The organism is Polaromonas sp. UBA4122, assembly GCA_002381615.1.
Lineage (GTDB): Bacteria > Pseudomonadota > Gammaproteobacteria > Burkholderiales > Burkholderiaceae_C > Polaromonas.
Map to the genome: position 1 here is coordinate 1 of DFWY01000039.1, position 1879 is coordinate 1879.

The 1879-nt window shown below is 66.4% G+C and carries 1 protein-coding gene; it reads right to left on the reverse strand.

Translation table 11 applies throughout. The features are described from left to right. On the reverse strand, positions 1 to 1688 hold a 1688-nt coding region (locus B3F77_RS05720; protein ID WP_414702965.1), incomplete at its 3' end, for a DUF6600 domain-containing protein. Positions 1689 to 1879 lie beyond the last annotated feature (191 nt).

A 1879-nucleotide genomic window follows, 5' to 3' on the forward strand; every position in this document is an offset into this window, starting at 1 on the left:
CGTTGCGGTGCAGCCGGTGCGGGTGGAGCGACTTGCGGTGGGGGGGGTACCTTGGGCTGCGCCGATCGTTGCGGCGGTGGTTGCGTCGGCTGCGCTGGAGGAGCCACTTGGGGTGCGATGGCCTTTGGCTCGGTTGCGCGTTGCGGTGGCCGGGGTGGTGGCGCGACGGGTTGAACCTGCTGCTCTCCCTTTTCACGCGGTTCGGTCTTTCCGCGTTGCTGTGGTGGTTGTGCGGCCGGTACCGGTGGCGTCGCTTGCGGTGGCGCACCACCTTGCGTCGGTGCGCCCCGTGCGCCGGAAATTGCGGGCGCTGCGGTCGCCTTTTGCCCATCGGGTTTTCCGCTTACATCACCCGGCTTGGTACCGGGTGCCGCTGGCGGCGGACGCATGGTCGGTGGCGTGGCTTGCGGCTGCGCGACCACTTTGACGACGGGCGTCGGCGCGGCCGCTGCAGGTTTCAAGTCCTTGCGTGCGGCATCGTCGAGCGGTTTACCCGGCTTCGCCGTCAGTTGCGGCTGCTGCGCCGCAAAACCGACGTGCGCGGCAGGGGGCGCGGTGCGGGCGACCACAGGCCGCTCGAACACGCGGGAAGGCGGCTTGCCGCCAGGTCCGGCGGCCCCGCGCACGCTTTTTTCGGTTGGCGCCACGGGCGCGACCACTGCCACTGGAGTGCTGGCAAGCATTTCCCCGGAAACGCGAACCGCCGCCCTGGACACTGGCTGCGACTGCACGAACGCGGTTCTCGGCACAGCGACGATGGCTCCTGGCACTTGCCGGTTGGCGTATACGACATTGGTCACGTTCGAGTTGTTGTAGTAGTTGTTGATGACGGTGTTGTTAATGACCGTGTTGCTGCGGTTGAGATTCTCGAAATAGCCCCGGCTCACCGGATAGGACGGCTGATAGACCTCGCGCGGACCAAGCGGGAACCACGCGACGCCACCAACGTTGCCGCTGGAAATCGTCAACTGAAAGTTGTCGCCGCCCACGAACGCAACCAGTGCCGGCGCGTAGTAGGCTTGGGCGCGCACGGGACCAGGCACCCAGGCCCACGTTCCACGGAGATTCGTCCAGCGGCCGTAATGGGACACGGCGAAGCCCCAGGGCGCGTCGTCCACCCAAGTCCAACCCCAGGGGTCGACCCAGGCCCAATGGCCGTCGCGGTAAGGCGCCCAGCCTGCCGCCACGCGATTCGGGGTCCAGACGTTGCCGTAGGTCGCGTCGACGCGCCAGCTGCCGTTCGCATCAAGATCCTGGTACCCGACGACACCTGGCGACACATAGCGGGCCGAGCGCGAGTTGTCGAAAGCGCGGTCGCGAGCGCTAGCCCAGCGATCGAAGTCGTCCAGGCGCGGCGCCGCGATAACCTGGTACTCGCGCAGCCCGGTTCCCGTGAAGCGATAGGGTTGACGCGAATCAACCACGTACGCTGCGCCTTCTCCATAGACTTCACCCTGGCCTTTGCGCACGATGATGTCCGTTGCATTGCCGTCGGGGTCCACCGCGATGCGATATTCGCCGGGTTGGCGCAGCGTAAAGGCGAGATTCGGGGTGTCGACCTCAAACACCTGGTTGGGATCGAGGCGGCGCACGCGGACGTTCAGGGTTCCCTGTGTCAGTTGCAGCTGGGCGATTCGGTCATCGAGGTTGAGAACGGAGACGCTAGTCGCTGCGTTCATGCGAATCATCGCGCCGCCGACCTGGATTTCGGCCCGCGCACTCGCGTCCGCCCAAAGACGGTCGCCATTGGTCAGAGGTCGATTGACCGTTGCTTGTACCCAGTCGTTCTCGCCGGCGGGTGAGAAACCGACCGCACCGGCGGTGTAGCCCAGACGCGCGACGCGCGACGGCGGGTCAGCGTTGGCCCAGCCACTAAAGG